Here is a 26,937-nt window from a genome sequence, read left to right on the forward strand (position 1 = left end):
TTTATAAATATACTTCGCTTCCTTTTTCTTTGAATTCTTTCGACTTTTCTTCCATGCCTTTTTGTACGACTTCATTATCTACAATATCATTTTCTGCTGCAAAGTTGCGTACTTCCTGAGAGATTTTCATAGAACAAAATTTAGGCCCACACATAGAACAGAAATGGGCTATTTTGGCACCATCGGCAGGTAAAGTTTCATCATGATATTCTCTTGCTAATTCTGGGTCGAGTCCTAAATTAAACTGGTCTTCCCATCGGAATTCAAATCTAGCTTTACTTAATGCATTGTCCCTGTGTTGTGCTCCCGGATGTCCTTTTGCTAAATCGGCAGCATGTGCTGCTAATTTGTAAGTAACAACCCCTGTGCGTACATCTTCTTTGTTTGGTAATCCCAGATGTTCTTTTGGGGTTACATAACAGAGCATGGCGCATCCATACCAGCCAATCATGGCTGCACCAATTCCAGAGGTAATATGATCGTAGCCTGGAGCAATATCTGTTGTTAAAGGTCCTAATGTATAGAAAGGTGCTTCATCACAAACCTCGATTTGTTTTTCCATGTTTTCTTTAATCATGTGCATGGGTACATGTCCCGGACCTTCTATGAAGCATTGCACTTCTTGTTGGCGTGCAATTTTAGTTAGTTCTCCTAAGGTTTCCAATTCAGCAAATTGTGCTTCATCGTTTGCATCTGCAATAGATCCCGGGCGTAATCCATCTCCTAATGAAAAGGCAACATCATATTGTTTTAGAATGCCGCAAATATCTTCGAAATGGGTGTAAAGGAAGTTTTCTTTGTGGTGTGCCAGACACCATTTAGCCATGATAGATCCACCACGAGATACAATTCCTGTAACACGTTTAGCTGTCATAGGCACATACCTTAATAACACACCTGCATGAATTGTGAAATAGTCAACACCTTGTTCGGCTTGCTCGATTAACGTATCTCTAAAAATTTCCCAGGTTAGATCTTCTGCAACGCCATTTACTTTTTCTAAAGCCTGATAAATTGGAACGGTTCCTACTGGTACTGGGGAGTTTCTAATAATCCATTCTCTTGTTTCGTGAATATTTTCTCCTGTAGATAAATCCATGATGTTATCTGCACCCCATCTACAAGCCCAAACGGCTTTTTCAACTTCTTCTTCAATCGAAGATGTTACTGCTGAGTTACCAATATTGGCATTGATTTTTACAAGGAAGTTTCTTCCTAAAATCATGGGTTCTGCTTCTGGATGATTAATGTTTGATGGAATGACTGCACGACCTCTGGCTACTTCCGAACGTACAAATTCAGCAGTGATCTTAGCAGGAATAGAGGCACCAAAATGTTCTCCTTTATGCTGTTTGCTAATTTCTGTCATTTCGTCAATGCGCTGATTTTCACGAATGGCAATGTATTCCATTTCTGGTGTAATGATACCTTGTTTAGCGTAATGTAATTGGGTTACATTTTCACCTTCTTTAGCACGCAATGGCTTTTTGAGTAATGAAAAACGCATGTGATCTAATGATGCATCGTTTAAACGTTCGTTACTATATTTAGATGTAAATTGATCTAATTCCTCCACGTTATTACGGTCTAAAATCCATTGTTTACGAATAGGATCAATGCCTTTGTGAATATCAATGTCCTTATTTGGATCTGTATATGGTCCCGAAGTATCGTATACAGTTACCGATTCGTTTGGTATTAATCTCCCAGTCATTGAATCTTTAGTATCACTAAGAGATATTTCTCTCATGGCTACTTGTATGTGAGGGTAGATGTCACCTTGCACATAGATTTTTTTTGAATTAGGAAACGGATTTCTTGAAATTTTTCCTTCTTTTGGAGCTGTGTCTTTTGTTTTCATTTCATAAATATTTTTAGTACTGGAATAGCATTAACCTCCCTGTGTTGCTTGAATAATTAAAACATGATCATTTGAGTTGAAGCTATGTGAATCCCATAGCTCTTTCGCTATAATGTTATTGTTAATAGCAAATGCGATGCCTTCTGAGGGCGATTTGATTTTAGTAAGTAGTTTAGAAATGGTGGTGGTTTCTTCAACTTCTAATTCTGTCTCGTTTACAGATATTTTAATCATAAATAATGCATTTTTAATGATTTACCTATAAAACTAAAATGGTCGAGACAGAATACTTTGAAATAGAAGTACAGCTATTATAAATAATGTGTACTTAAATAAGAAGTATGTAAATGCACAAATGATGCATTTTTAACTTTTTCCTTCGTTGGTGCTAACCATATCAGGTTCAAAGGGACTCTCTCAGTTCCAAAAAGGAACACCCCTAAAGTTTATTATACAAACTTATTTAAAATTCTGGATTTAAGCTATGTTTTTTGAATAAACATTAATTATTTGATTGAAGTATAGGGTTTAGTACAAGTAAGACCTTGGTTAAAGATTATTAAACAAAAAAATATGATACAGATATATTTTTCGTCTAAAATCCTTTTGAGATAAGTTTTAATCCGTTTAATATAAGTTTTATCCATCTAAGATAAGTTTTAATCCTTTTAAGATAATTTTTATCGTTGATATTTGTTATTGATCTGAAAATCAAATTATTGACGTTTTATTTCTAGATCGATATCGATCATTTTTATTGATGTTTTTGAAATCTTAATAGATTGTTATTTCATAATACATTTGATTGAAAAAATTATTATCCAAGTCTACTTTATTTTCTTTTTCTAATAGAAAGTTGTCAGTTTCTGGTAGAGCTGTTTATTTATCGTATGGAATTATTAAGTCTAATATTCCACTCAAGGTGTTCATTTTGATTGTGAAATAACGAAAGATATGAAAACAGAAAAAAATAAAAATTCAAATCCGAAAACCTTAATTCTTTTTAGTGTAATAACCATTATTTTGGGAGTAGCTTTTGTTTTTAAGACAACTAAAGAAAAGGAAAAGGTAATGGAGAATTTAAATGTATTGGCTTTTAATAATTTTGAAGATGAAAAATCAAAGAAGTTTGATTATGAACTATTTATTAAAGAAGGTATTATAACTGATAGTATTAGTAAAGCTAAGTTTAATAAGCATAGAAAAAATGTTATGCGCAAAATAAGTAATCTTGAGTTAGAAAGAAAAAATAAGAAAGAAATAGAGCTAAAGAAATTGAATAAAAGATTAAATGAACTAAAAAAAGTTTTAAAATATTTAGATACCCTTGAGTTATCTCCTTGTAGATTTAAACTGAAAGTCCTAGATTCTAAAATTCACCCTATGGCTAATATAACCTATGACACAACTTACAATGCCATATCAATAAATTACTTTAAAAACAATACCGCTAGTTTTGTACATGAAGCGACTCATGCTTATCAATTTACAAAAGGGGATATTGCTTTTGCCCAAAAAACTAAAACTAAATATGATGATGAAATTAATAAGGAATTACCTCTTGCAGTAGATTTATTTGATGAAGTCTCAGCGTATAGAGCTCAATATGCTTATGATCCGGTTACGGTTAAGAGCCTATCCTCTAGTCATAAAATAAATGTATTAGAAGATATAAATGCGGTTTGGGTTAGAAATATAAGGAATAACCATCCTAATGTTAAAGAAGAAGATGTTTACCTTTACAAAAGGCCTCATGTAGCTCTTGATACTGTTAATATTTATACAAGTGTCCATGAATTATGTGATCTATATATTGATAATAAATGGTTTTGTAGATTGCATGGTCCTTTAGTGTTAAAGGATTATGGAATAATAAGTTATTTGGACTGTAATAAATAATTTCATTATAGTATACCTCGTTTCCAAAAACCTCATAAGGTTTATCAAACATATTTTCCCTGATTCTATAAAAAATTCACCTTTTTTTATGTGTTTAATTTCAAAAAATGATGTGATCGTATCTAAAGCTTTATCATCTATACTTATTGTACCAGAAATGCAATGTTTAAGTAACTCCATTATTAATTATTCAAAGATTTAGTTTAGTGGTTTATGTTCTTTTTTAATTTGTGGATTAATACAACTGCGATGGCACCGCCTATAAAGGAAACAAAAAGATTTAAAATTAATAAGCCGATATGTACATTTCCTGATTGAACTATTGCTTTCGGATCAAAACCCAATCGCCCAAAAGATTTAATTAAAAAAACACTACCAAAAACACCGGCTATGGTGTTACCTATTATACCTAATGTATATTTTTTTAAAATATATCCAGAGAGGTTAGAGCCTATAATTCCAAATACAATACTTATTAAGGGAATTAATGTAATCGTCATAACCTTGTGTATTAATGCCCATAATCCATGTGGTCGATTTTTCCGCCCATAAGTCTTTTCTGAATAATCATATATACAACCAGAAGAATAAAACCAATAATACCCCAATTAAGTGCAACCGATAATCCATACTCTGGTGCGGCTGTATTGTAAATAGTTAATGATTCATTAATCGAATTATTAGATGGTAATATAACTGGGAATATGGAAGCTAAGGAAGATGTAATACCTCCAATTATTATTAGTGTGGAACATATAAAACCATAAACCTCTTTTTTAAACTTTTTAATAAAAAACAATCCAGTTAAACCTGAAAGATAAATTATAGGAAATACTATCAAGTAAGGTTTCTGAGTAAAATTACCCAAAGAATTGGGGTTGATAGTCTGCCACACGATTATAGAGAATATGGTTAAAAGGCCTAGAGCTATATTTAATCTGAAAATGACTGTTTTAAGTTGATTATTTATAGAGGAATTCGTTTTTAGAATCACCCAATTGGCACCGTGAATAGCTAAAGTTACCATGGTAATGATGCCGATAATAATTGTAAACCAGTCAATGACTCCAGGTGACTCACTCAATGGGCTAAAATTGGAACTCCATAAGGGCAGGAAAAAGTAATGTCCTTCGTAAATTGACACACCATTTTCGACACCACCTAAATTAACGCCTCTAACAATATTACCCAGGGCTATGCCAAAAAATAACGCTAATAATAAGCTTGAAACACCAAAAGCCTTATCCCAGATATCTTTCCACATTTGATAATTAAATTGCCCTCTAAACTCTAAGCCAATCGCTCTGAATATAATAAGCCATAACACGATGATTAATGGTAGATAAAAACCACTAAAAACCGATGAGTAAAACGTTGGAAAAGCCATAAAGAGCATACCCCCAGCAGCTACTAGCCATACTTCGTTAGAATCCCAGAATAACCCGGCAGATTTAGTAATTACTTCTTTGTCTTTTTCGGTTTTAGCAAAAAATAAATGAATAATGCCCGCTCCGAAATCATAACCATCCAGTACAAAGAATATGACTAAAATTATTGCAATAATAATAAACCAAAATATTTCCATAGTTTAATGTGTTTGGGGGTTAGGGCCTTGATGAATCGTTTTACCAACCAATATTAAAAACAATAAGCCAAGCAATAGGTAAATAGCAACAAAGCCAAGTAATGTGAACAATGTATTTCCTGAGGAAACCGTAGGGGAGATGCCTTCTGTAGTTCTTAATAAACCGTAGACTAAATAGGGTTGTCTTCCAAGTTCGGCAACATACCACCCTGTAATATTAGCGATATAAGGAAATGGTACTAAAAACATGATAACCCAAAGTAAAGGTTGCATATTAAAAAGTTTTCTTCGCCATAAAAAGAACCCGGCTAGCATCATCACTCCAATAAAAATAGTACCCAAGCCCACCATGATATGATATGAATAATAAAGTGCTGGGATATTATCGGGGAGGTCTTCTTTTTCAAATTTATCCATCCCAGGAATTTGTTTATCCCATTTTTGATAGGTTAAAAAACTTAATACGTTTGGTACTGCAATTTTGTTATCCAATTTTTTCTCCACCATATTGGGTTGACCGATTAAAACAATTTCGGCTCCGGCTTCTTCGGTTTCAAAAATACCTTCCATGGCAGCAAAGGATGCTGGTTGATATTTTGCTACATTTTTGGCGTTCCAATCGCCCGTTGGAAAGGCGAGGAGTATACTCGATACTAATCCGAAAACAACACCCACTTTTAATAACAGTTTCCCGTATTCTAAATTTTTATTTCTTAAGATATAAAAAGCACCTATACTTGCTACAACAAATGATGATGTTACTACCGAAGCAAATTGATTATGCAGAAAGGCAGGTAACAGCCAGGGATTGCTAAAAAGGGCAGAAAAGTTTTCTAAAACAAATTTTCCATTATCCAATATCTCATAGCCTACGGGATGTTGCATCCAGGCATTGGTAGCTAGAATAAACCAACCACTTCCCCAAGAGCCCAGAAAGACAAGAAACCCGGTTAGGAAGTGTAGTTTTTGCCCCATGAGCTTTTCACCAAAAATAAAGAGTGCTAGAAAAGAAGATTCCAGAAAGAAGGAAAACATACCTTCCATAGCTAAAGTTTGCCCTATAATACTTCCTGTGAGTTCCGAAAACTTGGCCCAATTGGTTCCAAACTGAAACTCCATAGGTATTCCGGTAATGACTCCCATAGTAAAATTGATAGCAAAAATCTTCATTAAGAATTTGGCAATGTTATTATATTTTTCAACTTTATTAATTAAATATCTCCCTTTAAAATAGACTATTATCAATGACAAGCCCATAGTTAATTGCGGAAATATATAGTGGAACGTGATAGTAAATGCAAACTGCAATCTATCGTAAAAAATCATATCTTCCATCTATATGCTTTTTTTAAATGAACGGATTTGATTGTGAGAAGTAGTACTGTATAAAGGTTCTATTTTAGAATATAAGAGAGACATAATTCTTTAAAATTTATGATAATTTTTCACCCTATAAAGATAGCTAATTTCAAAGATTTATAGTGCTTGAAAAGTGAAAGTATTTGAAGTAGGATATTTTTTAAACGAGTTTAAACTTATTTAATACTGATTGTTGTTAACTTATTGAAAAACAGAATCTTAACACAGGTTAGGTTTACTGATAATATATTTAATTGAAAATGAGAATACTAAGTTTGTATGTCAAATTGAACCTTTCGTCTACCTGCTCGTCTGGCAGGCGGGTGCTTAATGATATTGGGTGAGTGCTTAAGACAAACCAAAGTCGAAACCCATTAAAACTTGTAAACTTTAATAGGCTTCGACTTTAGTTAATACTGAGGGACTTAGCATCATTAGATGATTGTGAGTTCTCTAGTTTTTTGATAATCGATTTTTCCATTAGCTGTTAAAGGAATTTTGTCTATACATTTTATCATTATGGAACTAGAATGAAGATTAAGCTTTTCTCTTAAAATTTTTTTAATAGAATCGTCTGTTAATTTTTTGTTGAGATGGACAATAGATAAATATTTGTCTTCAATTCCTGTACAAATAAAGGTTTCTCCTACTAAATTATTTTTTAAAATTAATTCAACTTCATCTAAATTAATTCTAGTACCAAATAATTTGATAATACGCTTAATTCTTCCCACTATGTAATAATATCCGTCCTCATCCTTTTTAGCAATATCACCAGTAAATAGCTTATTCGATGTATTAAATGAAGCCAAATCATCTAATCCTTGTGCATATCCTCCAAAAACGTTTTCTCCATAATATATCAATTCATTAGTATCTTCTTTAAGTTCAAAACGACCACCTTTAATAGGTTTGCCAATGGAGTATTTTCTATTTAAGAGATCATTAGGGTGTAAAAAAGCGATGCGACCAGCAGCTTCGGTTTGTCCGTACTGAGTATAAAAAGGGATCTTATGTTTTTTTGAATACGCTATTATTACTGAGATCAATTTTTTACTAAGTTTTCCTCCAGCTTGTGTCATGTATTGTAAAAATTCATGTTCTTTTTTAAAGAAACCAATTCTGTTTAGCATTTCGTACGCATATGGTACGCCACTAAGAGTAGAAAATTTATATGTTTTAAAATCTTCCCAAAAGTCTTTTTGTAAAATATCTTTATTTGTACAAACAATGGTATTGGCTTTTATACAATTTGTTGTAAAAATAGATAGACCGTAAACATATGTAATGGGAATATTAAGAGGGACAACATCATCACTTTTTATAGGCATATAGTCTAAAATAGACATGGCATTTTTAACCAAATTATTGTCAGATAGTTTAACAAATTTTGGGTTCCCAGTCGTACCAGATGTACTTAACAATAGTTTGATATCTTTATTAATAGGGTTTTCCTGTTTTGTCTTCCTTTTAAATAAGGTAATTGATTCTGAAACGGAACATTTTTTATATCCTTTAATCTCTGTCCTAGAAGCGTCATAAATATAATAAGGTTGATAAATATCTTCCAGGCTTTGTTTGAATTGAATATTTAATTGGGCATTTAAAAGAGAAATCGTAAAATTACTTTCTAAAAAATTCAAAAACACTTCTATTGAATCAATCTGATTATCACTATAGACAAACCCCAAACCCTGAGAATTTTCTATTGCTATTGATTTATGAAATTCAGTAACCATTGAAGATTTTCCAGATACTGTATCTATGAATCTTAGATTTTTGTTTTGTTGTATTAAATCATACAGTCTCATTATTCTTAATTTTTTTAAACCTGATTAATTTTAGCCTATATCTACAAGCTTATATCATTTCAATGTTCTTTTTTTTCTTATATCATTTCAATGTTCTTTTTTTTCAAAACGTCTTTCAATTTTGCGACCGTACTCATTTCTAAAATATCTTCTGTTTCTATTTCTATGTTATATGCTGTTTCTAGTGCTTCTACAAGTATTAAATGACTCATAGAGTCCCATTCTACTATGCTTTGATATTCTAGTTGATCCGTTATAATTTCAGTAGAAATATCCAAGGCTTTTGCTATTACTTTATATAATTGTTCGGTTGTATTCATTTTTTTAAAATTTAGAATTTATATTTTTATATGTTTCCATTTACCTCTTTTAAAAACGATGATACACATGGTTGATAAAATTAATTCTGAAATAAGAATTGCTATGAAAATACCTTTAGAACCATAATCTAAGTTAATACCTAATAAGTAAGCTAAAGGGATTTGTATGATATAAAACATAATTACATATAATAAAGTAACCGCCTTTACATCACCAGCTGCATTAAGAGCTCTGGAAATAACCATAGTGTAGCCTAATAATACATAGGCAATGAGAATATAATTGAGGTATAAGATCCCATTTTTAATTACTTCGGGGTCTTTAGAGAAAAAACGTACCATAGATTCTGCATTAAGGTTTAAAAGCAAAGTAAGAAAACATAAAAAACACACATTATAAAAACCTGCTTTCCATACAGATTTTTCTGCTCTGTCAAATTGGTTGGCTCCCAAGTTTTGCCCCGTTAATATACCTGCTGCATTTCCTATTCCCCAGGCTGGCATAATTGCTAGATAAGTTATGCGTTGTGCTATAATATACCCTGCAAAGACATCAGCTCCAAGATATGAAATAATTTTAGCCATTAATATCCAACTAGAGGCAGGAACCAGGTATTGTAAAGTTCCATTCATGCCAATTTTAAATATCTTTTTTATTATATCTATGGAAAGTTTTAATTCATTTTTACCAATAATAATAACTGTTTTTCCTTTAATTAAGGCCCAACATTGATATAATAACCCTGAAATTCTAGCTATTAATGCAGCTAGAGCCAAGCCTAATAAACCAAATTCGGGAATTAAACCCCAGCCAAAAATTAAAATAGGACTCAAAACTATATTTATTATATTGGATATAAATATGGCTCGCATGGCTATGGCCGCATTTCCTGCGCCTCTTAAAATTCCGTTTATAGAAACTCTTAGTATAAGAAAAATAAGACTTATAAACATAATCCTTGTAAACCACTTAGCTTCTATGAGGAGTTCTTCTGGAAGTCCTACCAGAAGCAAAATTTGTTTATAAAAAACAACCCCAATAAGACTTAAGAGAATAGACGCTACAAATCCAATATAAAGTATTTGCATGGTAGCTAAACCTGCTTTTCTATTTTCCTTTTCTCCTATCCTCCTAGATATGATAGAAGTAGCTGCTATACCTAACCCTACGGCAATAGAAAATCCAAATTGAATTATAGTCCCTGTTATGCCTACTATATATATGGCATTTGTACCTAATTTGCTTACAAAAAATAAATTAAAGCAAACAAATAACGATTCCATTAACATTTCTAAAGCTGTTGGAATAGCAAGTATTACTATAGCACGGTTAATATTCCCTGTTAGTAAATTTTTCTCTTTGCCCAGAAATGCACCTTTTATTAGATTTGTATAATTTTTTAAACGTAGTATAATACTCATTTTGTTGTTTTTTTACACATTTCGCAAATGATTTTGCTCCGAAATGAAGTGTTATTCCTGTACGATATTCATTCATGGCTCTGTACAGCCTTGACCCAATAATAAGAATTGCCAAGAGGCAGAGGTATTAAGCCTTGATACTGCTAAAAACCAGAATGATCTTGTCTGCCAGCATAGGCAGATTCAACTTATAATTTTAAATATGTCTTGCAGACTTCTTAAAATTTCATCGAGACTAAATGAACAATTGAATTTATTTAGTAGCATGAATTTATGCTTCAATACTAATAACAATTCTTGCTTATAATAAATCTATAACTATTTAAAATTTGCCAAAGGATTTTTTAAAACTCCTGAAAGTTGTTGTTCTTTATGAGAATTAGAGGTGTTTATCATTTTTCTGTTATTTCGTATTTGTAATCTATTTAAACACGTTTTTATAACTTCGGGAGCAAATAAATTACAAGAATCATACTTATCTTTAAACTCAGGGAATTGTTGTTGATATGTATGGATACAATCTGCTGCTATGTGCCAAAAATCATCTTCCTTACAATCACAATGTTCTACAAGAATGGGGGATAAAAACCTAAAAAAGCAATCAAATATTTGTGTGTAAATTGAAAGAATCCTTAATTCATCAGACACCTGCCTTCCAATTCGTTTAACAGACTCGGGAAGTCCCTCTTTTTTATTTACAGCGACTTCTTCCCCTATGTCTTTTAGTATAATATTTACAGGAACATGATCTTCTAAAACTAATATGATATTCTCTCCATGCGGCATAAAGCGCATATCATACTTATAAAAACAATGCAGTAAAGGACTTAAATAGCTATATATATATTTTTTCACCCAATCAGTAACACTAATTTTAGATGCTTTTATAAGCTCAGACAAAAGGGATTCTCCATACATATCTATATGTAATAGAGCGGCCATAGTCATTAATTTTTGATTAGGCTTAATCTTTTTCATAGGACTTTCTCTCCAAAGAGCACATGACATTTTTTTATAATCATTATCTGCCTCTGTTGCATTTTGGTAATACCTATTAGTATATCCTACTGTAGCTTCCTCTTTTAGTATAATAAAGTTACACGCTTGTAGATAGGAATCTTCTATTACTATTTTTTCTACCCATTCATTTATAGAAGGAGTTGTTCGCATATAATAAGGGGACATTCCTCTAGTAAACCCCATATTAAGTATAGACAACGATGTTTTAACATAACGTTTATTAGGACTACTTATATTAAAAAAGGTGCGAATAGATTGTTGCGGTAAATATTTATCTAAGCTACACCCTAAATAAATCAATAAATCATTTGCTATATCGGAAGCAAAAATAATGGCTAGTTTATTATACCACTGCCACGGATGAACTGGAAAAAATATATATTCTTCTGGATTTATTTTTTTTGAAGTTAAAATACTCGTGTAGGATGCATGTAAATCATCTCCAAGTTCTTCTAACATCATATCTTTATAATTTAAACCAGTTACAGAAGTAAACTCCGTATTGCTTTTATGTCCAGCAAGCCATATCAATGAAAAAGGATCTGCAGATTCTGGAGCATATCTTCTATAATCATCTGCATCAAAACCAACACGGCCATTATTCGCTACAAAACAGGGATGACCTGCTATCATAGCATGTTCTATGGTTTGGTAATCGGCTTCTGTTAATTTCTTTGCACTAGGCTCACCCAATGAATAAACATAACAACTACCGTAAAGCGTACTTGAAATTTCTTCCAGATACATAGGTAATACAGCATCACTAAATCCTAAAATATCTTTGAATTCGATAATAAACTTTATGGAATCTAAAGGTTTGCTTATTTCTTTATCATATTTTTTAATTGAATCAACATCTATAAACCAGTGATCCAGATGCATGATTTTTGCTCTAAAATGGTACGCTATTGAAATGTCGTTAGGTGTAAGTTGATATAATCCCCAATCATCTTCTGTAGATAATAACTTGGGTTTTAATAAACATTCATGTGAAAATTCTGAAATGATTTTTTTTAAGTGTAGTCTATTCATTTTAGACCATACTTTATTATCTAAATGTTTAATAGATTCTGAGGGTGAAATAAAAGTCATAATTTTTTTTTTAATTCCCATTGTGTATTTTAATTAAGGATTGAAATCACCATAACAAGTAATCATGTCTATATAATTTAAAATTGAAACCTTAAAATATATACATAAAAGGGAATGATTTTTTATAAAATAAAATTAAGTACATAACAAAATTAATAGTATACCTAATGTCGGTATGAGCTCGGTCGAAAACATTTAAAACATGCTGTTTATAGTATTTCGACCGCACTCAATATGACATTTTCAATTTGCTATGTATTACAACATAAAAGGCATTACACCTCAGGATAAGCCCTGAATCCAATAATTAAGAATCGTCTCAAAGGACGAGGTATTAAACCTTGATCCCATTAAAAATAGGGATGAGCCTTCCTGCTGGCATAAGCAGTTCAACTTACAATTTTGAATACGTCTTGCAGACTTCTCAAAATTAAATTTTCATTATTGTTCTAAGTCTAGTCTTGTAAGCCCACTAAGATCCTTTCCTTTTACAATAGCTCCTTTAGTCGCTGTACCTGTGGCAATATCAATCTGATAAATAGCCACTTCATTTTCTGCAACTATCGTAGGATATGCTTTTCCATCTTCAACAAACACTCCTGTTGGGAAATACCCTGATTTAAATAAAGGAATTCCATCTATGTTAGATACGGTTTGTGCTACCAAATCTATAATGACAAGCGTTTGGTTGTATATGGTATTATAAGCAGACCATGCTTCTCCAACCTCAGGGTTATTAATAATTGAAGCTATGGCCATGTTATTACCTAGATAAGAGAGACCAAATATTTTTCCACCCGTTTTTTCTTCTATGTTAAAGAAATAACTTTCATCAAAATCTGTTTCTCCATTTTTTATTCTCAATATTCCAGAAGGTTTTGTAACGGCTTCAGTATTAAAACCTGCTCCTACGGCTCCACAAGAAAGGGAATATATATCATCTTCCTCAGTTTTTATAAGTGTTGATGTAGATGCATTTACACCTATGTTACAAGTTCTATCATCCTCAATTATTTTAATAGGATTTTCTTCTACATCTGGATAAGAGTAAACTGCCATTAATGCAGAATTGGGTCTTAGAGTTTGCCATTGCCCGCCTACATCATGAACCTGATAAGGAACAAATAATTTATCTCCTCTAATTAAAAGACCTGTTGGTAATGCTACTAAACCTTCTTCTTCTGATTTATAAACATCTGTTTTTACTTTTTTTGTAACTCTAACATCTTCTGTGTCTACAAAAGAAATTTGTCTTTGTTCATATCCAGCTCCCGCTGGAACTTCCATAGCTAAAAGTGTACTACCATCTTCAGAAACAGTAAATCTTTGAAAAACTCTATCATAAAGAAATGGTTTGTCATCTGTATCAATGATACCTTCATTATTTATATAAGAAATGGCATTTAACGTACTGCTGGCGTATCCAAAAGAAAATAATGCTTTGTTTCCTACAGGAACACCAAACCTGTATCCTTCTGGTTCTTCAATACCTTGTTGATCTGCAGAAATTTCTCCTGTCATAAGATCCTCGATATTGTCCTTGCTTATAATATAAGATTGACTTGGACTACTTTGATTTAAATAAAGTTGCATTACAAGCTTTGAGGCTCCTTCATTAATAATAGGTGGCGTTGTTGGGTTATCATCGCTTGAGCATGATGATAAAAATATTATGCCTATTAAAGTTGTTAGTAATAAAAAATTTGCTTTCATTTTGTTCATTTTTGATTTATTTATTTGTAATTTATTTGATCTTATTTTATTCATTTTCCGTTTAGTAGATAAAACCTAAATTTCACAAAAAAGGATCTTCCTGGTTTTTGTATATTAAAATTATCATAAGCTTTGGTGTCAAAAATATTTAAGCATGAAAGAGACAGATTATACATGCCTTTTTTCATCGAATATGCCAAGGTTACATCATTAAGAAACTGTGAAGGAATAATTCTCTTGGTATTTATATCTCCTGAATTTTCTGAAGTAAGAAAAAAATCTTTTGTATATCTACTATCTAAATAAAGGGATAGTTCATTCTTATTTTGAAAATCAAGAGGGGTAATTGTTATTCTGGAATTTGTAAAGAAATAAGGAATATTAGGAACCTCAGTATTATAACTTTCATTAGGTAAACCATTCCTTAATTTTGTTCTATCTATAATTTTCTGGTAGGTAGCATTAACATTAAAGGCAAAATATTTATTTACCCTTAAATCTATATTGGCTTCTATTCCTTGAGACCTGACATTATCGATGTTTTCATATTGGCTATATGGTCCACCCGAAGCACCTAGTTGAATAAAATTTTCTGAAAACCTTAAAAAAATATTTGCTTCAGATTTTATACGTATATCCTTCAATTTAGAAGTATTTAAAACACCTAAATTAATGTTGTTGCTTTTTTCTGGTTCTAAATTTTCGTTATATTCTACAAACACGCCATCTCCCAATATCTCATAATCATTGGGTAGTCTATAGGCATTTTCAAAAGATGTTTTTATTAAGGTATTTTTCGTTGCTTTATAAGAAAATGTTGCTCCGTAGCCTGTTTTGTTAATGTTTTGTTCGTTAGATACAAGTGTTCCTTCTTTTTGGGGCTGTATTTTTATATTTGCTTTATACATAAATCTTTTTGCAAATACCGAAGCTCTAATTTTATTATTATTGCTCTTATAAGCATAAGAAATGCCTCCATAAAATTTATGCAAGTAGTTTGGATTCTGAAATGTATAATTAAATTCATCCACCTTATCCTCACCTTTTCTTTTCAAGTAATTTTGGCTTATGTTTAATTTTATAGCGTTATAGTTATCAATACGATATGAAGAGGATAGGCTGCTTCTTATAATATTATCTGTGATGATAGAAAATCTTTTTCTGTCGAAAATTTCTCCCTTCAAGGAGTTTTCATCTCTAAGAATAGTATCTTCATTCCAATTATATCTAACAGAGGACGTATCAATAGTAGCATTGTTAATTACCCCTTTCACTGCAAAGCCTTTTAGATTAAGATTTCCTATTCTTTTTTCATAATTAATGGAGACTATATTTGTTTCATTTCTAGAATGAAAATCGCCATATACCGTTTCAATGTTACTGTCTGGGTGCTGGTAGTTCTTTCTGTTTTTAGCTCCTATGTACCCTACGTATAGCTTGTCGGCATATTTTTTATCCGTTACCCCTGCCTTTACATTAAACATATAGGATTTATATAAATCGTGAAATCTATTTGTGCTAATAGTTTGTTCATAATTACCCAAATCAAGGTCATAAACATTTACATCATCCATTCTATAATTGTTATCAGAATAATTATTGAAATAAGAAAAAGCTGTAAAAAAACCTTTTTCATGAGCATACTGCCCATTAATAGACGCCTTATGCGTATTAAAGGAGCCAAAAGAATATGAGGCATCTAAATATGTTTTTTTTAGATCAACGGTGCTTATGTTTATAGCTCCTCCTAATGCATCTGCACCTAATTCTATAGGAACAACTCCTTTGTATATTTCTACTTTTTTTATGAGGTTAACAGGAAAATTGTTAAGGGTTAATGATGAACCAAAGTTTTCCATAGGAATACCATCTATAAAAAACCTTATTTTGTTTCCAGACAAGCCGTTTATGGAAAGTTTAAAATTGGATCCCAAACCTCCGGTTTCTCTAATAAGAATACCTGAACTTTGCTTAATTATATCGGTTAGGTTAACAGATTGGTTTTTATAACTACTTGTTTTTATAATATCAACCTTATAACCAGAATTCTTTGCCTTCTGATCTTTTGTTTCAACCAAAGACGTTAAAACGACTTCATTCAAATGATTCATATTTTTAACAAGCGTAAAATTAACCGTCTTTGAATCATTAAAAATCTCAACCTTTTTTTCTTGATATATATAGTTTAAATGATGAACTTTTAAAGTATGAGAACCATTATCAATATCTTTAAAATAAATATATCCCAAAGAATCAGTAATAACACCTTCATTTTCATCCAGTAAAACAGATGCATTTTCTATATATCGACCTTCTTTATCAGTAATCCGCCCCTTGATACTACCTGACTGAGAAAAACAAGTCATTATGAAAAAATTGAGTATACTAAATAAAACTATTTTCATTTTTCTTCTAATATCTTAACATTATGCTTCTTAGCTTCAACTCCAAAATCCTGAAAAGCAATACGCTTTTCTATCTTATACACCTCTCTGCCAGCAATTTGATTAATAATGTGTGAATTACGATATGCTCCCATACCTAGATCAGTAGATATAAGACTATGAGTATGTATCTCTGCATTTTGTACAAAAATATCGTTTGCATGTGCTCCTATATTATAGTTTCGACTAACATCAAACTGCCCATTATCCTTGCGAGAAATGCGCTCACTAATTCCTTGAAGGAACTTTGGTTCACTGTATTTATATCCTGTTCCTAAGACTACATATTCGCTCGTGTCTTCGAATTTTCTTTCCTGTTCTACCTGTGTAAACTGTAATGTATAGCAACCGTTAATATCCTTCTCTATATCATCTAATTGACTATTAGGTTGTATTTTTACATTAACTTCTTTATCCCCTACACTCATCATATATAGCGTATCATATATTTCATTAATAAGGTCATAATTAATTCCCTTAAACTGAGAAAATTGACTGGACAGCATCCCTTTCTGCTTATCTGACGGCATATTGAAGAAGTAATCAACAAAATCTGGTGATGTTAATTCCAGAGTTAGTTTAGAGTATTCCATTGGAAACAACCTATCTGGTCTGGTATACCATTTCAATCTCAGGTTGTCTGGTTTTTGTTGTAAAAGATCATAAAATACTTCTGCCGAACTTTGCCCTGAACCAATGATTGTAACTGAAGTGCTTTCTAGAAGTTCTTCTTTTTTATAAAGATAGTCTGATGTATGAAACACGTTATTTTTCACGTCTTCATTAACAAACTCCGGAACAGTTGGTTTAGTTCCTGTTCCTAAAACCAGATTTTCTGCATAATAAATAACGCTCTTATTTTCTTTTAGGTTCTGAACCGTTACTTCATAAACGCCATCTTTATATGCCAAAGAAGATACCCTATGAGAAAACTTACAACTAGATAATTGTTGCGACACCCATTTGCAATAGAGGTTGTACTCTTTTCTTAGAATATAAAAATTCTCTCTAATAAAAAACTTATATAACCGCCCTGTTTGTTTTAAAAAATTCAGAAAACTATAAGGATTAGTAGGGTCTGCCATAGATACACAATCACACAAAAAAGGTGTTTGCAGGGTTACATAATCTAACATTAAACCTGGGTGCCAATCAAACGCTTCTACTTGATCAAAAAAGATTGCTGATAGCTCTTCAATTGGATCTATTAATGCTGCTAATCCTAAATTAAAGGGGCCAATCCCAACCCCAATAACTGAATATATTTTGGTACTATTCATTTTATATTAAATTTTCAGATGTTTCTTTTGGTATAGGGCTTATTACTATGTTTTTATTTTGTGGAAATTTTGCCCAATACCATTCTCTATAACAGAAGTTTAAATTTGCTTTTTTATGAGGCATTTCAATAACTTTTTCAATTTTAAAGCCTACATGCGTTTTATTCATCATAGAAGCCAAAGAGTTTACAGCTCCTTCTCCAACCATTTTACCCACTTCTGGTTGAGCAAAAACGTAATCGACCATACACTGGGTAAACGGAGATACAAATTTTTTCTTTGGATCTGTTGGTGCGATAAATTGATGGGTTCCATAATCTGTAGGCAATACATCATAGTAATCTCCTACTTGATCTCTGGTTGTCCAATACACTTCAAAATTACATGTAGGTTCCCCATTAGCCTCACCTATGTAACTGCATAACACATTACCAGCAATCATCGTTCTGTAATACACTTCTAACTCACGAATTGGCCAATCCATTTTCCATATTTTCTTAGCATGATCACGATGAAACCATTCGTGCAACATTTCTAAATCCCGATCAAGATCCATAGGTCGGATACTTATAGTAACATCTGCTTTTGGAAAATAACGGCTGTATATTGTTTCTTTTCCAGCAGGAAAAATTAATTGTTTCGATAAAAAATGATTGTGTAATATATTTGGATAATCTACTTGAACAACTGAAGAAGGCGCTGCTCCTCCATCAATATTTGTAAGCGCTGTGAGTAAGTTTCCTTTTACTTTCCAGTATCTATTATTTAAAACATAATCGACAAACCCACTGGTATCTTTAGCTTTATTAATTTCTGTATATACAATATCTATTAACTGGTTTTCTGTGGTTAACCCATTACATCCAAATACATTAATAAGACTTGTGATATTACTAATTATAAAGTAGTGAGACAATAAGCTAAATAGTCTATCATCTGGGATAAACGCTTTGCTATGCTTTGCTAAATCTGGTACTATCGAAATCAGTTCTTCTTCCTTGCTCTTTCTAAATAAAAATCCTTGATTATCTCTAAAGTATATTCTTGATGGAAATAACGCTTCATCAAATTCTACCAATACATTTTGTTGATGTAATTCACAAGCGACTCCATGCTTGTTAAAAAGGTTGATCGTAGCAGGTAAAATTAATGCGATATATTTCTGAAACCATGCAATGGCAGTTTCTTGTACAGGCAGTGATTTTCGTTTTGCAGCCTCTTCAATAATATTCACAATTCTAGCTGGTTCACCTAATATCTCATCTTGACAAATAGAAGCCAATACTGCTATATTTTTATCGGCATTCCTTCCTTTAAAAGGGTTATACCGTATCGAAGTATTAAACCCATCTATAACTTTACCTTTATAAGACACCGAGATAAAACCAGGATCACTAATTATAGTAATATCAGGGTATTCATTTTTCAAGTTTTCTCCCCATGGTGTTTTTAATAAGCGAGAAAAATCATAGCCTCTATACAATTCATGTAAATAATTAACGCGTTCTGCACTCGTTATTTTTACATGTAGTGAAAATTTAAACATCCAATCACTTTCTTCATTATACACTGTTCTTACAGAAGATGTAGGAGTATATAAAGCTCCCCAAGCTCCTAAATCATATAATAATTTATTTGATTGCATCTCCTTAACATCAGGTTGAACTAGTAAAAAATTAGCCTCCCAAGGGTGAACAGGAACCACTTTCCATTGCGGGTTCTCCTTTAGTAATTGTATAACACTTTCATCTTCTATCGCATACTTGCGCAGTTCATCTTTTAATATCTCTGAAAATAGTTTTTCTTCCACGCTCTCTTCTGTAACATGGTTGTGATGTATTAAAAAATAATGAAGCTGAAACCTACCTTCTGTTTCTGGAGAGTAATTAATAAGATCCTCATTAGAAAACCCTGACCTTCCTTTGGTTAAAGGATGAGTGCTATGTCCTACTGCTAATAATTGCTCGGACTCAATAAATGACATCTCTGCTTTATTAACTTCCTTTTTTGTTTCTTGAAAATGTTTTAGATACGCTTCTATATTATCAATACTATTATGTAAACGATCTTTAATACTATCTACACTTGCATTAGGATATTCAAAACGTGCATGAGAAACAACTAACTCGAGAAAACGATCAATATCGATTTCCTTTAGCTCCTCTGTTTCCAAATTACGAGCTACTACCGGGAAATGATACAAATGCCTTTTACTTTCTGAAACATAACGTAGTGGGACATAAACTTCTGTGGTTTCTGATAAGAAATCTAACTTAAGATGTAAATCATGCCCTGTCTTTCCAAAATATTCAGAAAGCACCTTATCATATTTTGGGATTCCAGAATAGTACGTATTATTATTAAACTCTCTACAACAATTATTAATAAGTATAGTAAAATTTAGTTCTTCTGCTTCTTGACGTATTTTAGATAGCTTGTAAATACTCCTGCCCATAACTTCTTATTGTTTTTATTATATTTTTTGTATGATTTATTGTAGTAATAGGATTAAGTATTGTAAACTTGAGATAAAACTCGTCGTTTACTTTAGTACTAGCTACCAAAACCTCTCCCGAAAAGAACATCGTTTTCTTGATGTGTTGATTCATCATGCAAGTGCTATGGGCTTTATTACTTTCTGGACGGTAACGAAAAACCAATGCCCCTAAATCTGAATGAGATAATAATTCAAAATCATTCTCAGTATCCAGCATCACTGCGGTTTTTTTAGCAGTCTCAATAATCGTTTCTGTATACTCACCTAACTTATCTCTACCTAATAAACGTAGTGTACACCAGAGTTTAAGAGCATCAAATCTACGAGTACTCTGCATAATAGATTTATTGATTTGGGCAGGAAGTTCATCATAATCCTGGTCTTTGGGATTAAGGTAATCTGCATGATGCTTAATGATATTAAGATGAAGTTTATTTTTAACAATAAATGCACTACTACTTATAGGTTGAAAAAAAGATTTATGATAATCTATAGTCACAGAATCTGCTGATTCTATTCCGTTTAAAAGATGTCTGTATTTGTTGGTAAGCAATAATCCGCACCCGTATGCGGCATCAATATGATACCATAAATTATAAGCCTTAGCAATTTTACCTAAATCATATAGAGGATCTAAGTTCCCAAAATCAGTTGTACCAGCTGTACCAATTATGGCAATAGGAATATTTCCAGATTTTTGTTCTTTTACTATTGCTTTCTCTAGTAAATCTGGAATCATTCTAAAGCGATCATCCGTTTTTATTTTTATAATGGCTTGTTCCCCTAATCCCATCAATGAAGAATTTTTGAGATTGCTAAAATGTGCTTTTTCAGAAACGAAAATTTTAAACCGCTTCGCTTCTGGAGGGTTTCCATCTATCTTTATATTATGTTTTAAATATTTTATAGCGTAATAATCACGAGCCAGTAAAAGCCCCATAAGATTACTTTGGGATCCACCAGCATTAAAAACCCCATCACAATCAGTACCAAACCCTACTTGGTTTCCTGTCCAAGAAATTAATTTACGCTCCATGAATGTACCTCCCGCACTCTGGTCGTAAGTATCTTGAGATGAATTTATGGCACTAATCAATACTTCTGCAGCAAGAGCAGGGATAACCACTGGGCAATTTAAATGGGCTATATAATTAGGGAGGTGAAAAGCCGTTGCATGATTAACATATAGTGTTTCTACTTCTTCAAAAAGGCTTTCATAACTCTCTAATGGTTTATCAAAATCAATTGTATTAAAAATGGATTGTAACGCTTCTGGTTTTATACCACTAAAAGGAGTTTTATTATCTTTTAAAAAATTAGAAACACATGTTCTGGCAATTTGGATTGCTTTTTTATAGTTCTCGTTTGAATCTTCGTGAAAAATATCATCATATAAATACTGTGGGTTTTTAGCTAAAACTGTTGTAGATTTGAGTGTTTGATTGTTCATGTTTAGTGTTTTAATATTGATTTTAGGTTAACCAAGTAACTTTTTTATATAGTGCAGTTCTCTTTTTTTTAGAGATATGGTTTACATGATCAAAATGACCGATATAAAAGAGCCCCAACGATTTTTCATTATCTTTAAGTCCCATTGTCTTTACATAATCTATGTCACCTTGCGATGTACTCCAATAAGATCCCAAATTATGAGCTGTGCATGTTAAAGCCATATTTTGTACTGCCGAAGAAATGGCAGCAATTTCTTCCCATTCTGGTAAGTTTATTTTAGAATTTCGTACCAGAATAAGACCAATAACACAAGCGGCATTTAAGGGGTATTCTAACAAAAAATGGTGTTTCTTAACCGCTTCATCTTTAGATAGTTTTTCGGCATAATAATCTTTATAATATTCGGACATATAGTAGCCCAGTTTCTTTAAATATTTTTCTTTAAAAACAATAAACCGCCAAGGTTCGGTCATTTTATGAGTGGGAGCCCAAGTCGCATTCGTTAATATTTCTTCAAGGGTATTTTTAGGAATTTCTTTTTTAATAAACGCATCTGCAAATATGCTTCTACGCTTACGAATAATAGTTGTTATTGTATTTTGCTCCTTTTCATTAGAAGGACATAAAGTAGACTGGGACTTGTTATTTCTCATGAATTAATAGCTACTATTTTTTTAAATAAAAATGTATATTTATCAGACATTATTATTCTACAGGGTTTTCAATTAATTTCTCACAAATTTATATAATTATTTTTATTCAGTCTAAATAAAAATAATATATTTGAAAATACATTTATATTTTAGACTCTAAAACATGAGCACAATTCACTACCAGATTAAAAAATTAGAAGGACATAAAGTAGGCTAGGACTTGTTATTTCTCATGAATTAATAGCTGCTATTTTTTTAAATAAAAATGTATATTTATCCGACATTATTATTCTACAGTGTTTTCATTTATTTTACTACAAATTTATATAATTATTTTTATTCAATCTAAATAAAAATAATATATTTGAAAATACATTCATATTTTAAACTCTAAAACATGGGCACAATTCACAACCAGATTAAAAAATTAGAAGGACCTAAAATAGGTTGGGACTTGTTATTTCTTATGAATTATTAATTGTTATTTTTTTGAATAAAATGTATTTATCCGACGTTATTATTTTACAAGGTTTCTGATTAATTTCTTACAAATTTATGTAATTATTTTTATTTAGTCTAAATAAAAATAATATCTTTGAAAAGATATTCACATTTTAAACTCCAAAACATGAACTCAATTCACAACCAGATTAACAAAACAAACCATGATGAATTATTAATCAATTCAAATGCACATACCCCTCCTATGGGACCATTAATAATTGAAATTACACCCAAAGAGCAAAATACTATTATGAGGGTGGGACGTCTTCTTGCTCAAGCTTTCGATAGTTATGAAGATTTTGACTATATCTCTAAAATTCATCTTTATGCTTTTCAATTTCTCCCAGAACGTATTACCAGGCTTTTAAATAATTTTAGTACGGATTTTTCACAAAATCAATATGGAGCGATTGTTTTTAGAGGGTTAGTAGATGTTGACCAAGAAGCCTTGGGGACAACACCTCCAAATTGGCAGAATACAGACTATAAAAAATTAAATATCTACGGATTTATTTGTTCGTTGCTACATGGCGCAATTCCTTCTAAACCTGTACAATATTTTGTTCAAAGAAAAGGGGGAGGGATTATGCATGCCATAATACCAGATGCAAATATGGATTACTCTCAAACTGGATCTGGATCTAAAACAGATTTATTTGTGCATACAGAAGATGCCTTTTTATATAACCAAGCAGATTTTATAAGCTTATTATATTTACGTAATGAAGAAGAAGTGCCTTCTGCATTATACTCAATACGATCACATGGGGCTATGGATAATGACATGGACGCATTGTTCGAAGAAATTTACAAATGCCCTAAAGATGGAAATTATACTATTGAAAATGAAAAAACTAATAGTAAACTAACATCTATTTTATACGGAAATAGAAAATGGCCTTTCATGAGATTTGATGCAGCAGAACAAATTTTTAATGAGAAAGTAGAGCAAAGTCCAAAAGCCATGAAAAATTTATTAAGTTTTTGGGATAAGGCTAAGAATTTGATTTATGATAAGTTTATTCCTGATTCTGGTGATATGATTTTTGTTAATAATCATTTATGTGCTCATGGAAGGAATTCGTTTGTTGCTGGTCAAAAAAGAAAAAACGGCAAAATTATACAATGTGAAAGAAGGCAAATGTTAAGAATGATGAGTAAAACCAGTTTAATTAATATCCGACATGTAACACATATTAATGATCCTTACCTAATTATAGAAGAACACTATGGAGACCTCTTCGACCTAGAAGAATAATTTCGAAATTATTCAGATATCCTCTTTTTTAAAATTGTTTAACTAGCTATATAAATTAACATATGTATAGAATAGTTGAAAAACAGTGTGTTATGATATTCAATTAATTTATTCTTTTTTTTCCTAAAAATTAATAGAAAAATAGATTGGATTTCTAAGCAATTAATCTAATTTTGTTGTTTTTATTTAGACTAATTAAAAATAACAATTATAACAATTATGAAAAAAATTTGTACTAGTATAACCATATTATGTTTCCTTGTTTATGGTTTTGGACAAACTGGCAACATTAAAGGAAAAATAATTGATACGGAGGGAAAACCTGTCGAATTCGCGAATGTGATATTAAATAATACACAAAAAGGAACTATGACAGATATTAATGGGAACTATTCTATTAAAGCCATAGAAACAGGAGAATATATCCTATCTGCCTCTTACATTACTTATAAAACATTAGAAAAAAGCATTATAATAAAGGGAGGTGAAACTCTAGAAGTAGATTTCATACTTGAAGCAAATGACATTGAATTATACGAAGTCGTAGTATCAGCTGGTAGAACCTCAGAAAAACTATCGGAAGTTCCAGCTTCAATTACAGTTGTAGGCTTAAAAGAATTAAAAAACTTGGGTACTAACACGACCAATATTAGTGATATTTTGGAATTTGCTGTACCAGGGCTGGCTCCAAGCACGGGTACTTTTTCAAGTTGGGGACAAAGCTTACGTGGTCGTAGAGCATTAGTAATGGTAGATGGTATTCCACAATCTACACCTTTACGTAATGGACTGGTTGATATAAAAAGTGTGCTGCCTAATGACATTTCAAGAGTTGAAGTTCTAAAAGGAGCCGCTGCTATTTACGGTAATGGTGGCGATGGCGGTATTATAAACTATATTACAAAGAATGCAAATAAAAACATTCCAATTACAGGAAGTTCTAATGTATGGACTACAAGTAATTTATCAAAAACAGATGACGCTTTTGGCTGGGGAGTTCAGCAATCATTAAATGGTGGTTTAGATAAAGTTTCGTATTATATATCAGGAAGTTTTGAAAAAACGGGGACTAAGTATGATGGTAATGGAGACATAATATCTCCAACTTATGGTTTGGATAATACCAAAATATTTAGTGTATTAGGAAAAATAGGCTACGAGATTAATGATAAACAGACTGTTGATGTTATGTTTAACCATTACAAGTCTAGTCAAGAAACGCCTTATGTAGCTCAGTTAGGAGCGCTAGAGATATATAACGCTTCTGGTGACTATAAAATCACTCCAACTATAGGTATTTTGCCCACAGCAGAAAACCCAATATCGGAGGAAGCTGTAGGCTCTGGAATTACAACTACGAATGCACAATTAAAATATGAATTAAGTGAAATATTTAATGGTACTACCAAGTTTGCTGCAGATTTATATTATCAAAAGGGGAAAAATATTTTCTTTTATGATGCCACCTATTTTGATGGGGGAGGACAAACAGTTGTAAATACAGATAAATTAGGTTTTAGACCCATTTTAAACACTAAATTAAATTTAGAATTCCCTCTTACAATATCATTTACTTATGGGCTTGATTTATTAAAAGACAAAACCAACCAAGGTTTGTTAGATGGTCGTATTTGGGCACCAAACTTAGATTTATTAAGTATCGCGCCATTTGTTCAGGCAAAATTTAAATTTAAAGAGGATTGGGTTTTTAAAGCAGGCCTGCGTTACGAAGATATGAGTGTAACCATTAAGGATTTTTCTACTTTACCAGTTTCACCAACTAGAGATGATAATTTTACCAACCCCATTGATATTGAAGGAGGAGAGTTAGAATTTTCCAACACATCTTTAAATGTAGGTATTAGGTATATTAAAAACGATGAATTTATTCCGTATGCCAGCTTTTCCCAAGGGTTCACGCTCCCAGATATTGGAAGGGTAGTTAGAGGTGGAACTTCTACAAATGTTAATAATATTAACCCACAAGCTATAAAAACTAATAATTATGAATTTGGTTTCTTATCTAAATTTAAACATGTAAGATTTGAAGCAGTCGGCTACTATAGTACTTCTAATCTGGGACTTAATCTTATTAGAATTGAAGATACCGATCAACTGGTACAGTCCATGTCACCACAAAGTGTTTATGGGGCAGAGGTTTCGACAGATTTTACATTTTTAGATGACCATTTACAATTTGGCGTTTCGTATTCGTATGTAGAAGGCCTGGAACACGATCCTGAAGATGCGACTACCCTTACTTATATAGGTGGCGATGTTATTTCTCCTGCAAAAACAACAGCTTATATAAATGTTAGACCTTTAAAAAAGCTATCAACCTCACTAAGGTTGATACATGTTGGAGATAGAGAACGATTCAATGTAAACGAAAACGAAGGTGTTTTTACTTATAGTTATACCGAAGTGCCTGTAACAGGATATACATTGGTTAATTTTTCGAGCAGTTATAAAGCAACAGAAAAAATATCTATTTCATTGGGTATAAATAATTTATTTAATAAATTTTTCTTACCTCCTAGGTCGCAATGGGCATCAACAACAAGAACTTATAATTCAGCAGGAGAGGGAGTCAACGGTAGATTAGCTGTTAGCTATAACTTTTAAAACATTTAATCGAAAAGAATTCCTCGAGGCTCTGCCTCGGGGTTTCCGTTGAAATTGTCATTCCCGTGAAAACGGGAATCTAAATACAGAATTTCGGTTTTTGACCTTTTTAGGTCAAAATGAAACCAGCGAAATACCTCTA

At 31.8% G+C, this 26,937-nt stretch carries 18 protein-coding genes and 1 riboswitch; of the genes, 3 read left to right on the forward strand and 15 right to left on the reverse strand.

Features of this window, described 5'->3' with window-relative positions; genetic code table 11:
- Position 1: 1 nt before the first annotated feature.
- Together thiC and thiS are read right to left on the reverse strand one after the other, a co-directional pair.
- The gene (thiC, locus tag Q4Q35_RS12870; RefSeq protein WP_303278394.1) at positions 2-1,861 is read right to left on the reverse strand and encodes a phosphomethylpyrimidine synthase ThiC; all 1,860 of its coding nucleotides are present in this window, start codon (positions 1,859-1,861) and stop codon (positions 2-4) included.
- 30 nt (positions 1,862-1,891) lie between these two features.
- Positions 1,892-2,095, reverse strand: a complete 204-nt coding sequence (gene thiS / locus Q4Q35_RS12875; protein WP_303278395.1) for a sulfur carrier protein ThiS — start codon at positions 2,093-2,095, stop codon at positions 1,892-1,894.
- 123 nt (positions 2,096-2,218) lie between these two features.
- A riboswitch (TPP riboswitch) is annotated at positions 2,219-2,312 on the reverse strand.
- A 503-nt stretch (positions 2,313-2,815) separates the two neighbouring features.
- On the opposite strand from thiS, the gene Q4Q35_RS12880 reads away from it, so the two are divergent.
- Positions 2,816-3,760: a hypothetical protein gene (locus Q4Q35_RS12880; protein ID WP_303278396.1), complete on the forward strand. Its 945-nt coding sequence runs from the start codon at positions 2,816-2,818 to the stop codon at positions 3,758-3,760.
- A gap of 203 nt (positions 3,761-3,963) precedes the next feature.
- Here the strand turns inward: Q4Q35_RS12880 and Q4Q35_RS12885 are convergent, their stop codons facing one another.
- From Q4Q35_RS12885 to Q4Q35_RS12945, 13 genes are all read right to left on the reverse strand, one after another.
- On the reverse strand, positions 3,964-4,260 hold the full coding sequence (locus Q4Q35_RS12885) for a hypothetical protein (protein ID WP_303278397.1): 297 nt from the start codon (positions 4,258-4,260) through the stop codon (positions 3,964-3,966).
- A gap of 11 nt (positions 4,261-4,271) precedes the next feature.
- Positions 4,272-5,345, reverse strand: coding sequence for a cytochrome d ubiquinol oxidase subunit II (cydB, locus tag Q4Q35_RS12890; protein ID WP_303278400.1), 1,074 nt, complete (start codon positions 5,343-5,345; stop codon positions 4,272-4,274).
- Positions 5,346-5,348: 3 nt separating this feature from the next.
- Positions 5,349-6,680, reverse strand: a complete 1,332-nt coding sequence (locus tag Q4Q35_RS12895) for a cytochrome ubiquinol oxidase subunit I (RefSeq protein WP_303278401.1) — start codon at positions 6,678-6,680, stop codon at positions 5,349-5,351.
- Between the two features lie 458 nt (positions 6,681-7,138).
- Positions 7,139-8,515 (reverse strand): AMP-binding protein, encoded by a 1,377-nt coding sequence (locus tag Q4Q35_RS12900; RefSeq protein WP_303278402.1) that lies wholly within the window; start codon positions 8,513-8,515, stop codon positions 7,139-7,141.
- Positions 8,516-8,592: 77 nt separating this feature from the next.
- On the reverse strand, positions 8,593-8,835 hold the full coding sequence (locus tag Q4Q35_RS12905) for an acyl carrier protein (RefSeq protein ID WP_303278403.1): 243 nt from the start codon (positions 8,833-8,835) through the stop codon (positions 8,593-8,595).
- Between the two features lie 18 nt (positions 8,836-8,853).
- Positions 8,854-10,257 carry an MATE family efflux transporter gene (locus tag Q4Q35_RS12910; RefSeq protein ID WP_303278404.1) on the reverse strand — a complete coding sequence of 468 codons (1,404 nt, stop codon included), beginning with the start codon at positions 10,255-10,257 and terminating at the stop codon, positions 8,854-8,856.
- A 318-nt stretch (positions 10,258-10,575) separates the two neighbouring features.
- Positions 10,576-12,369 (reverse strand): IucA/IucC family protein, encoded by a 1,794-nt coding sequence (locus Q4Q35_RS12915; protein WP_303278405.1) that lies wholly within the window; start codon positions 12,367-12,369, stop codon positions 10,576-10,578.
- A 441-nt stretch (positions 12,370-12,810) separates the two neighbouring features.
- A complete protein-coding gene (locus Q4Q35_RS12920) occupies positions 12,811-14,082 on the reverse strand; it encodes a DUF4374 domain-containing protein (protein ID WP_303278406.1) in 1,272 nt (423 codons plus the stop codon).
- Between the two features lie 50 nt (positions 14,083-14,132).
- Positions 14,133-16,448, reverse strand: coding sequence for a TonB-dependent receptor domain-containing protein (locus tag Q4Q35_RS12925; RefSeq protein ID WP_303278407.1), 2,316 nt, complete (start codon positions 16,446-16,448; stop codon positions 14,133-14,135).
- Between the two features lie 35 nt (positions 16,449-16,483).
- Positions 16,484-17,806, reverse strand: coding sequence for a lysine N(6)-hydroxylase/L-ornithine N(5)-oxygenase family protein (locus tag Q4Q35_RS12930; protein WP_303278408.1), 1,323 nt, complete (start codon positions 17,804-17,806; stop codon positions 16,484-16,486).
- 1 nt (position 17,807) lies between these two features.
- Positions 17,808-20,261: a GNAT family N-acetyltransferase gene (locus Q4Q35_RS12935; RefSeq protein ID WP_303278410.1), complete on the reverse strand. Its 2,454-nt coding sequence runs from the start codon at positions 20,259-20,261 to the stop codon at positions 17,808-17,810.
- The gene (locus Q4Q35_RS12940) at positions 20,233-21,753 is read right to left on the reverse strand and encodes a pyridoxal phosphate-dependent decarboxylase family protein (RefSeq protein WP_303278411.1); all 1,521 of its coding nucleotides are present in this window, start codon (positions 21,751-21,753) and stop codon (positions 20,233-20,235) included. Before Q4Q35_RS12940 ends, Q4Q35_RS12935 begins: the two co-directional genes overlap by 29 nt.
- Before the next feature lie 22 nt (positions 21,754-21,775).
- On the reverse strand, positions 21,776-22,408 hold the full coding sequence (locus Q4Q35_RS12945) for a nitroreductase family protein (RefSeq protein WP_303278412.1): 633 nt from the start codon (positions 22,406-22,408) through the stop codon (positions 21,776-21,778).
- Between the two features lie 628 nt (positions 22,409-23,036).
- Here Q4Q35_RS12945 and Q4Q35_RS12950 point away from each other — a divergent pair.
- A complete protein-coding gene (locus Q4Q35_RS12950; protein ID WP_303278413.1) occupies positions 23,037-24,170 on the forward strand; it encodes a Fe(II)-2OG oxygenase family protein in 1,134 nt (377 codons plus the stop codon).
- 219 nt (positions 24,171-24,389) lie between these two features.
- A complete protein-coding gene (locus Q4Q35_RS12955; protein WP_303278414.1) occupies positions 24,390-26,795 on the forward strand; it encodes a TonB-dependent receptor in 2,406 nt (801 codons plus the stop codon).
- Positions 26,796-26,937 lie beyond the last annotated feature (142 nt).

The organism is Flavivirga aquimarina, from assembly GCF_030540835.1.
Lineage (GTDB): Bacteria > Bacteroidota > Bacteroidia > Flavobacteriales > Flavobacteriaceae > Flavivirga > Flavivirga aquimarina.

Bases quoted from the DNA above. Each gene is read 5' to 3' on its own strand.
- Q4Q35_RS12950 (WP_303278413.1), top strand. From the start codon at position 23,037: ATGAACTCAATTCACAACCAGATTAACAAAACAAACCATGATGAATTA.
- Q4Q35_RS12895 (WP_303278401.1), bottom strand. From the start codon at position 6,680: ATGGAAGATATGATTTTTTACGATAGATTGCAGTTTGCATTTACTATC.
- Q4Q35_RS12915 (WP_303278405.1), bottom strand. From the start codon at position 12,369: ATGACTTTTATTTCACCCTCAGAATCTATTAAACATTTAGATAATAAA.
- thiS (WP_303278395.1), bottom strand. From the start codon at position 2,095: ATGATTAAAATATCTGTAAACGAGACAGAATTAGAAGTTGAAGAAACC.
- Q4Q35_RS12935 (WP_303278410.1), bottom strand. From the start codon at position 20,261: ATGGGCAGGAGTATTTACAAGCTATCTAAAATACGTCAAGAAGCAGAA.
- Q4Q35_RS12925 (WP_303278407.1), bottom strand. From the start codon at position 16,448: ATGACTTGTTTTTCTCAGTCAGGTAGTATCAAGGGGCGGATTACTGAT.
- cydB (WP_303278400.1), bottom strand. From the start codon at position 5,345: ATGGAAATATTTTGGTTTATTATTATTGCAATAATTTTAGTCATATTC.
- Q4Q35_RS12940 (WP_303278411.1), bottom strand. From the start codon at position 21,753: ATGAACAATCAAACACTCAAATCTACAACAGTTTTAGCTAAAAACCCA.
- Q4Q35_RS12900 (WP_303278402.1), bottom strand. From the start codon at position 8,515: ATGAGACTGTATGATTTAATACAACAAAACAAAAATCTAAGATTCATA.
- Q4Q35_RS12885 (WP_303278397.1), bottom strand. From the start codon at position 4,260: ATGACGATTACATTAATTCCCTTAATAAGTATTGTATTTGGAATTATA.
- Q4Q35_RS12880 (WP_303278396.1), top strand. From the start codon at position 2,816: ATGAAAACAGAAAAAAATAAAAATTCAAATCCGAAAACCTTAATTCTT.
- Q4Q35_RS12905 (WP_303278403.1), bottom strand. From the start codon at position 8,835: ATGAATACAACCGAACAATTATATAAAGTAATAGCAAAAGCCTTGGAT.
- Q4Q35_RS12910 (WP_303278404.1), bottom strand. From the start codon at position 10,257: ATGAGTATTATACTACGTTTAAAAAATTATACAAATCTAATAAAAGGT.
- thiC (WP_303278394.1), bottom strand. From the start codon at position 1,861: ATGAAAACAAAAGACACAGCTCCAAAAGAAGGAAAAATTTCAAGAAAT.
- Q4Q35_RS12945 (WP_303278412.1), bottom strand. From the start codon at position 22,408: ATGAGAAATAACAAGTCCCAGTCTACTTTATGTCCTTCTAATGAAAAG.
- Q4Q35_RS12955 (WP_303278414.1), top strand. From the start codon at position 24,390: ATGAAAAAAATTTGTACTAGTATAACCATATTATGTTTCCTTGTTTAT.
- Q4Q35_RS12930 (WP_303278408.1), bottom strand. From the start codon at position 17,806: ATGAATAGTACCAAAATATATTCAGTTATTGGGGTTGGGATTGGCCCC.
- Q4Q35_RS12920 (WP_303278406.1), bottom strand. From the start codon at position 14,082: ATGAAAGCAAATTTTTTATTACTAACAACTTTAATAGGCATAATATTT.